At 65.1% G+C, this 7,180-nt stretch carries 10 protein-coding genes; 2 read left to right on the top strand and 8 right to left on the bottom strand.

Annotated features, from left to right (window positions below; genetic code table 11):
- The 8 genes from BLR71_RS18105 to BLR71_RS17265 form a co-directional block, all read right to left on the bottom strand.
- The coding region (locus BLR71_RS18105) for a phage holin family protein (RefSeq protein WP_139172691.1) at positions 1–119 on the bottom strand (119 nt) is incomplete at its 3' end.
- Entirely contained in the window at positions 116–460 is a 345-nt protein-coding gene (locus BLR71_RS17235; protein ID WP_092529084.1) for a putative holin, read from the bottom strand. The genes BLR71_RS18105 and BLR71_RS17235, both read right to left, overlap by 4 nt.
- Positions 461–487: 27 nt before the next feature.
- Positions 488–697 carry a tail protein X gene (locus tag BLR71_RS17240; RefSeq protein WP_092529086.1) on the bottom strand — a complete coding sequence of 70 codons (210 nt, stop codon included), beginning with the start codon at positions 695–697 and terminating at the stop codon, positions 488–490.
- A 2-nt stretch (positions 698–699) separates the two neighbouring features.
- Entirely contained in the window at positions 700–1,170 is a 471-nt protein-coding gene (locus BLR71_RS17245) for a head completion/stabilization protein (protein ID WP_092529088.1), read from the bottom strand.
- A gap of 109 nt (positions 1,171–1,279) precedes the next feature.
- Positions 1,280–1,705 carry a phage terminase small subunit gene (locus tag BLR71_RS17250; RefSeq protein WP_092529090.1) on the bottom strand — a complete coding sequence of 142 codons (426 nt, stop codon included), beginning with the start codon at positions 1,703–1,705 and terminating at the stop codon, positions 1,280–1,282.
- Entirely contained in the window at positions 1,702–2,436 is a 735-nt protein-coding gene (gene gpM, locus BLR71_RS17255) for a phage terminase small subunit (RefSeq protein WP_092529092.1), read from the bottom strand. Before gpM ends, BLR71_RS17250 begins: the two co-directional genes overlap by 4 nt.
- Before the next feature lie 10 nt (positions 2,437–2,446).
- Positions 2,447–3,463, bottom strand: coding sequence for a phage major capsid protein, P2 family (locus tag BLR71_RS17260; RefSeq protein WP_092529094.1), 1,017 nt, complete (start codon positions 3,461–3,463; stop codon positions 2,447–2,449).
- A gap of 12 nt (positions 3,464–3,475) precedes the next feature.
- The gene (locus tag BLR71_RS17265; protein WP_092529096.1) at positions 3,476–4,291 is read right to left on the bottom strand and encodes a GPO family capsid scaffolding protein; all 816 of its coding nucleotides are present in this window, start codon (positions 4,289–4,291) and stop codon (positions 3,476–3,478) included.
- 144 nt (positions 4,292–4,435) lie between these two features.
- Here BLR71_RS17265 and BLR71_RS17270 point away from each other — a divergent pair, with 144 nt between their 5' ends.
- Both BLR71_RS17270 and BLR71_RS17275 read left to right on the top strand, forming a co-directional pair.
- Complete coding sequence (locus BLR71_RS17270; protein ID WP_092529098.1) at positions 4,436–6,211, top strand: terminase large subunit domain-containing protein; 1,776 nt, start codon at positions 4,436–4,438, stop codon at positions 6,209–6,211.
- Positions 6,208–7,180 (top strand): phage portal protein (locus BLR71_RS17275; RefSeq protein ID WP_217629359.1); only part of this gene is annotated, 973 nt, incomplete at its 3' end. The genes BLR71_RS17270 and BLR71_RS17275, both read left to right, overlap by 4 nt.

Below are 7,180 nucleotides of genomic sequence, written 5' to 3' on the forward strand. Positions count from 1 at the left end.
AGCAGCCAGGCGGCGCAGGAATAGCCGAGCCGGTAGCGGGCGCCGCGGCGACGGTAGGTGAGCAGCCGCGCACAGATCAGCACGGCGCAGATCAATGTGACGAGGGTCGGGATACTCACTTGCGTCCTCCCAGCAGCGACTTGAGGTCGAGCGTCTTGACGCCTTCGATGGCACGCAGCCCGGCGGTGACTGCCGTTGCCGCGCCGATAAAAGCGGATACCGCGCTATGCGCGATCCACTGGCCGAGCACGGCCGGCCCACCCAGGTAGCCGATCAGCAGGCTGATCACCAGGTAGGCAAACCGCTCGAACATGCCGAGATCCTTGGCGCTGATCACGAACAGCGATGCGCCGCAGAAGGCACCGATCACGGCGTTGGCATCGACGCCTGGCAGCCAGCCGACCAGGGCGGCGAGCCCGGTGGCGGTGGCGACGGCGGTGGTGGTGCTGGGTTCGGCCATGTGGTCCTCGGCGTGATCGGTTGTGTTTCAGGTCCAGAGCTGGATGGTATCGACGCGGGGTGCCTCGGGGGCGGCGCCGGGCAGAATGACGGCGGTGCCCTGGGGCAGCCGGGGACCCAGCTCGGCGAGCCCCGGGTTGAGCCTGAGCACTTGTTCGGTGATCTCGGCGGTCTCGCCGAGCACGCGATAACACAGCGCGTCGAGGGTCTCGTACTGGTGCGCGTAGACGGTGCGCATCGTCAGATCAGCTCGACTGTTGTGTGATGACGGCCAACGATCTCGGCCACCGCCCAGCGCGCGTCGCGTCGCACGTCGTCGGCGGCCAGGTCCTTGGCTTCGCCGCGCTCGTCGCCAGCCTCGGTAGCTGAGATCTCGCGATAACGCTCGAGCAACGAGGCATGGGCGGTGGCGTAAACGGCCCGGCGGTAGAGCAGGGCGTAATGCCCGGCCACGGCCCAGGTCGGCGCGTCCACGTCGTCGAGCGTCGCGGCGCCCTCTTCCTGGCGGGCCTGCTGCCAGTCCGCCAGTTGGCGGTTGATGTCGGCCATGGCCACCTGCAACGCCCAGGCGAGCCGGGCAGCGGTGACGGTGCCGTCCAGGCGCTCGGTATCGCGGCAGTCCGACGGCTCGATATTCGGCCAGAAACCGTTGTTGGCGATGCTCTCAGGATCGGCAGGGGCGGTGCCGGTACCGGCGGCGATCAGGGACATTGCGGCAGCTCGGTGTGGTTGTTAGGAAGGGGGTGGGCCGGGATCGACGAGATAGGGCCAAGGCCCGCTCTCCCCCGGCGCCCCCTTGGCGTCGGCGTGCGACTCGGGGTCAGGCCGGGGTGTCTTTCTCGGTGGCACCCTGGCCAGCGTTCTTTAACTCGCGCTGGAGGCGCTGGATTTCATCCGTGTTGCCGCCGCTATCGTGCAACTGCAGGGCACGGCTTAGGTGATGGAGCGCCTGGGGGTCGTTCCCGCCTTGCGACATGTAGGCGTAGCCCAGGGCATGGTGCAGCTTGGCGCGCACCTGGGTGCTCACATCGTGCTCGCGGGTGATCGCTTCGACGTGCTCGAGCTTGGCGATCGCCTCCGAGGGCTCGATGTCTCCGCTATCTAGCAGTTCGATTGCCGTGTCGGCGATTTCCTCGGTGAGAGCCGGCACGGCAGCAGATGCCGCGGCGTGGATGCCCACTAGAATGCCCAACGAGCACAGGGAAATGATCGTCAGTCGCATAGACCACTTGGTTATCTTCTTCATGAGTTATTCCCTTCCCCTTTCTCAGTGCCCTGGCCAGCGTTCTTGAGCTCGCGCTCGAGCTTCTCGATGTCCTTCTTCACGCCCACCCGGTCGTTGAGCTCCAGGGCGCGGCGCAGGTTGGCGAGGGCTTCCTCGGCGTGGCCACCGCGGGCGCGCTGGGCATAGCCCAGGGCCTTGTGCAGCTTGGCTCGGATCTGGTCGTGCATGTCGGCGTCGCGGGTCAGGGCCTCGACGCGTGCCAGGTGCATGGCCATCTCGGCGGCGTCGTTGGCGGCGGCGGCTTCACCCACGGCGCCTTCTGCATAGGGCGCCTCGAGCAGCCGCATTGCCTCTTCGGCGACCTGTTCGACCACCAGGCTGGCGGTGTCGCGCTCGAAGCGGTCGGGGGTGTCGAGGCCATGGCGCAGGGCGTATTCGGCGATGGCGATGCCGCCGGCGAGATCGCCGACGTCCAGGCGCCACAGCATCACGGTCATCAGCACGTCGTCCTGGGCGCCGTTGCCGCCCTCGAGCACGCCGGTGACGTAGCTCTCGAAGTCCGGCAGCAGCTCGCGCTTCTTGGCGACCTTGGCTTCGGTGGACTTGATGGCCTTGAGGGTGCGACGCGCCTCCCAGAGCGCGGCGGCGTGGATCTCGTACTGCTCGCCGGTCTGGGGCCGGCCGGGGCCGGCATCACCGGCCGCCTTCGCGGCGGTGACGCGCGCAAAGTGCTTACGGGCGGGGCTTTGCATTCAGCTCTCCTTAGACGGACCAGTCGCCGAAGATGATGTTTTCCACCAGGCAGCCGGCGCCGAAGTCCTCGACGACATAGGCGTCGTTGGAGCTCTCGTAGTTCTCGACGCGCTTGCGCTTGGGCTCGTCCTTCATGTAACGGCGACGTGAGCCGTTCTGGTAGTACATGGAGAGGTTGCTGGTCGGGGTGATCAGCAAAGCGCCGTCCGGGAAGTAAGGCACCCGCGCTGCCTGCTGGCCGCCCATTCGCTTCTGACTGACGATCAGGTCCAGCGCGCGCTGCTCGGTGGGCGCGTTGTCCTGGTTGATCAGCGGGAAGTACTTGTCGGCGAGGATCTTGCGCCCACAGATCGCGCGCAGTTCGGTGGATTCGCGATGCCAGGGGTCGATCAGCTCGTTGACCACGTCGTAGACCAGGGCGTCGAGGTTCTCGTAGTCGCCACCCGGGCCGACACGCACTTCGCCGGCTGTACCGCCCTCGCTCATCACGCGGGCCGGGGCGTTGTCGCGGTATTGCTGCAGCCAGCCCTTGTTGACGTCCTGCAGAAGCGGATAGGTGGCGCGGTCGGTCTCGGCGGCGGCACTGGTGCCGTTGAAACCGATCATGATGCGGTCCAGCGCCTGCTGGCGAAGGATGGCGTTGCGTACCCGCACCTGGAAATCGCGGAACTTGGCCCAGGCATCCATCTTCTGCCAGGACAGGAAGGTGTCGAACTCGGTCGATACGCACTCGTACTGGTTGGCATCCAGGCTGGTCAGGTCGCGCGGGGTACGGTCTTTGGCCGTCGTGTCGGTGCGTCCAGCGATCGGGCCGCTGATGCCAAGGCCCAGCTTCTCGCCCTTGAGCTCATCAACGCCGACGATGTTGATCTCGCTGAGAAAAGCCGAGGTCTCTTGCATCTTGGTTTCAAGCGTCTGCTGGACGCTGGGTTCGACCGCAAAGCTCTCGGTCGCGCTGGAAACGCCGGAGAGCTCGGCGATTCGCTGGGTCAGTTTGTTGAAGGCGAAGCGTGTGTCGTTGCGCATGAGGCGGCTTCCTTAGCAGTCGGTCTGTTGAGCGCCGTCGCCGCCGGTGGCAGCGCTGCGAGGCGGGGTGTCGGGGGTGTTGTCGAGCTTGGTGTAGAGCTCGTCGAGCTTGGACTGGGTGGCCGCGTGGGCCTCCTTGAGCTCATTGAACGCCTCGGCGCTGGGGCGTTTCTTCAACTCTTCATCGAGCTCACCGTGTTTTTGCACGAACACCTCAAGGGTTTGCTCGAGATCCTGGCTGAAGGCCTCGAAGCCCTTGGCGGTCTTGGCGTCGTGCTTCTTGAATAGGGCAGTGACGCGGTCGAATAGGCTCGGGCCTTCCGGCGCCGGCGGCTGCTCGGTGAAGTCGAGCTCGGTCTCGACAGCGGCGGTGAAGACGTTGCTTGGCTTCTGCTTTCGGGCAGCTAGTGGCGACTTGTCGCCGGCATCACGGCTGAACTTGAGCATTTCGGTACCCAGGCTTGCCGGAGAGTCTGTAACGCCAATGCCCTCAAGGTAGGCCTCGCCGGTATCGGCGAAATTCGGGTTGACCTCGATGCTCGTGTAGATCTTTTGGCGCTGGCCGTTGATCTCTTTGAGCTTGTCGGTCGGGTCGATGTCGGCGAACAGGCCCAACTTGCCGTCTTCGACCTCGCGAGCCTCTACCGCTTTGATGTCGCCAAGCGCGGGGAACGGACCATCGGCGAACATGCCGCGCATATGCTCGAGCCAGACGCGCGCGCCGTACTTCTTGGGGTCGTAGTTGGCGGCCATCTGCGTGATCCAATCACGCGAGATCTCCCGGCCGTCGGTGGTGGCGCCTTCGGTGGCGACGCGGAAAATGGGCATGGAGTGTCTCCAGGGTGGTTGTCGGTACGTTGCCGACAGGTTCCGCGCCCCGGGCGCGAGCCTCAACGCGTCCGCGTTGTGACGCCCCTCCGCCACAAATAGCCCGGGCCGGCGACACCCGCGCGCGCGGGTACGCTGGCGGGCATGACAACGATGCCCAACGACAGCCCCGATTCGCCGCGCCTGACTGCCCGCCACCTCTACTGGCAGGGCTGGCGTGTCGCGCGCATTGCCGAGTTCATCGGCGAAAAAGCCGCCACGGTTCACAGTTGGAAACAGCGCGATGCCTGGGAGGACGCCACTCCCACTCAGCGAGTCGAAGGCGCACTCGAAGCGCGCCTGGTGCAGCTGATCGGCAAGGAGGGCAAAGAGGGGAAGGACTTCAAAGAGATCGACCTGCTCGGGCGGCAGATCGAGCGGCTGGCCCGGGTGCACCGGTACCGCGAGAGCGGCAACGAGGCCGACCTCAACCCGAACATCGAGGCCCGCAATGCAGGGCCGAAGAAGAAGGCGCGCCGCAACGCCCTGGATGACGAACAGATCGAGCAGCTCAAGGCGGCGTTCCACGAGTCGCTTTTCGCCTACCAGGAGCACTGGTACGAAGCGGGGCAGAAGCACCGCATTCGCAACATCCTCAAGAGTCGCCAGATCGGCGCGACCTGGTATTTCGCCCGCGAGGCGATCGTCGATGCGTTCGAGCACGGCCGCAACAAGATCTTCCTCAGTGCCTCGAAGGCGCAGGCTCACATCTTTCGTAACTACATCGTTCAGTTCGTCAAGGACGCCACCGATGTCGACCTCAAGGGCGATCCCTTGGTTCTCGACAACGGGGCCGAGTTGCACTTCCTGGGTACAAACTCGAAAACGGCCCAGGGCTACCACGGCGACGTCTACCTTGACGAGTACTTCTGGATCCACCGCTTCCAGGAGTTCCGGAAAGTCACCAGCGGCATGGCGATGCACAAGAAGTGGCGCCAGACATACTTCTCGACTCCCTCGAGCCTGGGCCATGAAGCCTATCCGTTCTGGTCCGGCGAGCTGTTCAACAAACGCCGGGCGAAGAAGGATCGGGCCGAGTTCGATGTCTCCCACGCCGCCTGCGCCGCCGGCCAGCTGTGCGCCGATGGCCAGTGGCGGCAGATCGTCACCGTCGAAGACGCCATCGCCGGCGGCTGCGATCTGTTCGACCTCGAGCAGCTGCGCCTGGAGTACAGCGACGAGGAATTTGCCAACCTGCTGATGTGCCAGTTCGTCGATGACAGCCAGTCGGCGTTCCCGCTGGCGATGGTGCATCCCTGCATGGTCGACAGCTGGGAGGTCTGGGACGACTACCGGCCATTTGCCCCGCGCCCGGTGGGTGATCGGGGTGTGTGGATCGGCTACGACCCGACCGGTACCGGCGAGGATGGCGATGGCGCCGGCCTGGCGGTGGTGCTGCCGGCCCGCACCGCCGACGAGAAACACCGCATTCTTGAGCGCCACCGCCTCAAGGGCGAGGACTATGAAGCGCAGGCGGATTTCATCAAATCCTTCCGCGAGACCTATCGCATCGAGCATATCGGCATCGACGTCAGCGGCCTGGGCGAGGCCGTGGCAGAGCACGTCGAGAAGTGGTTCCCGACCCTGACCCGCTTCCGCTATGACCCGGCGGTCAAGGGGCGCCTCGTCATGCAGGCGCAGCAGATCATGCGCAAGGACCGCCTGGAGTTCGATGCCGGCTGGAGTGACATGGCGCAGTCGTTCATGGCCATCAAGCGCGAGCTCACCGCCTCCGGCCGCCAATTCACCTACACCAGCGGGCGCAGCCAGGCCACCGGCCACGCCGACCTGGCCTGGGCGGCGATGCACGCCCTCAGTCACGAACCGATCGATGGCCCCGCCGAGGGCACCGGACAGTCAATGATGGAGATGTACGAATGAGTGAGACCACCGCCATGAGCGACAAGCCCCGCTATCGGGTGCCGGCCTACACCAGCGCCGAGGCCCCGGCCACTCCGGTGGCCACCGGCACTTCAACTACTGGCAGCCCGCGCGCCGAGGCGTTCAGCTTCGGCGATCCCGAGCCGGTGACCAGCGTGCGCGACATGCTCTATGAAGGGCTCTTCCTGTCTCCGGACGAGTGGTACGAACCGCCGATACCACTGTCTGTGCTCGCCCAGTCCTACCGCGCTACCGCTCACCATGGCTCGGCGCTCCAGGTGAAGCGTAACATTTTGCTGAAGACGTTTAAGCCGCACCCGCTGCTAGGTCGCCAAGCGTTCAGCGGCCTGGCCCTCGACTACCTGGTGTTAGGGAATGGGTACCTGGAAGAAGTGCGCGGACGGCTGGGCAAACGGCTGCCGTTCCGCCACCTGCGCGCCAAGTACATGCGCAGGGGAGGACTGAACGCCGATCGCTACTGGTGGGCACCCAACTACCTGGATCGCACCGAATTGCCGAAGGGTAGGGTGGTGCACCTGCTCGAGCCCGACATCGACCAATCCATCTATGGCGTTCCGGACTACCTGGGCAGCCTGCAATCGGCATGGCTCAACGAGTCGGCGACACTGTTTCGCCGCCGCTATTACCTCAACGGCAGCCACGCCGGCTTCATCATGTACGTCAACGACCCGGCCCATGACCAGAAGGACATCGACGCGATGCGGCAGGCCCTGAAAGACAGCAAAGGTCCTGGGAATTTCCGCAACCTCTTCCTCTACTCTCCGAGTGGCAAGAAAGACGGCGTGCAGATCATTCCGGTGAGCGAGGTCGCGGCGAAGGACGAGTTCTGGAACATCAAAAACATCACGCGGGACGACCAGCTGGCCGGCCACCGGACCCCGCCTCAGTTGATGGGTATCATCCCCCAGAATACCGGAGGATTCGGCGACGTCGAGAAGGCCGCCCGGG

This window comes from Onishia taeanensis (assembly GCF_900100755.1).
Classification (GTDB): Bacteria; Pseudomonadota; Gammaproteobacteria; order Pseudomonadales; family Halomonadaceae; genus Onishia; species Onishia taeanensis.

What these genes read in the sequence shown, in the direction of transcription:
- BLR71_RS17235 (WP_092529084.1), bottom strand. Translation starts at nt 460, where the DNA reads ATGGCCGAACCCAGCACCACCACCGCCGTCGCCACCGCCACCGGGCTC.
- BLR71_RS17240 (WP_092529086.1), bottom strand. Translation starts at nt 697, where the DNA reads ATGCGCACCGTCTACGCGCACCAGTACGAGACCCTCGACGCGCTGTGT.
- BLR71_RS17245 (WP_092529088.1), bottom strand. Translation starts at nt 1,170, where the DNA reads ATGTCCCTGATCGCCGCCGGTACCGGCACCGCCCCTGCCGATCCTGAG.
- BLR71_RS17250 (WP_092529090.1), bottom strand. Translation starts at nt 1,705, where the DNA reads ATGAAGAAGATAACCAAGTGGTCTATGCGACTGACGATCATTTCCCTG.
- gpM (WP_092529092.1), bottom strand. Translation starts at nt 2,436, where the DNA reads ATGCAAAGCCCCGCCCGTAAGCACTTTGCGCGCGTCACCGCCGCGAAG.
- BLR71_RS17260 (WP_092529094.1), bottom strand. Translation starts at nt 3,463, where the DNA reads ATGCGCAACGACACACGCTTCGCCTTCAACAAACTGACCCAGCGAATC.
- BLR71_RS17265 (WP_092529096.1), bottom strand. Translation starts at nt 4,291, where the DNA reads ATGCCCATTTTCCGCGTCGCCACCGAAGGCGCCACCACCGACGGCCGG.
- BLR71_RS17270 (WP_092529098.1), top strand. Translation starts at nt 4,436, where the DNA reads ATGACAACGATGCCCAACGACAGCCCCGATTCGCCGCGCCTGACTGCC.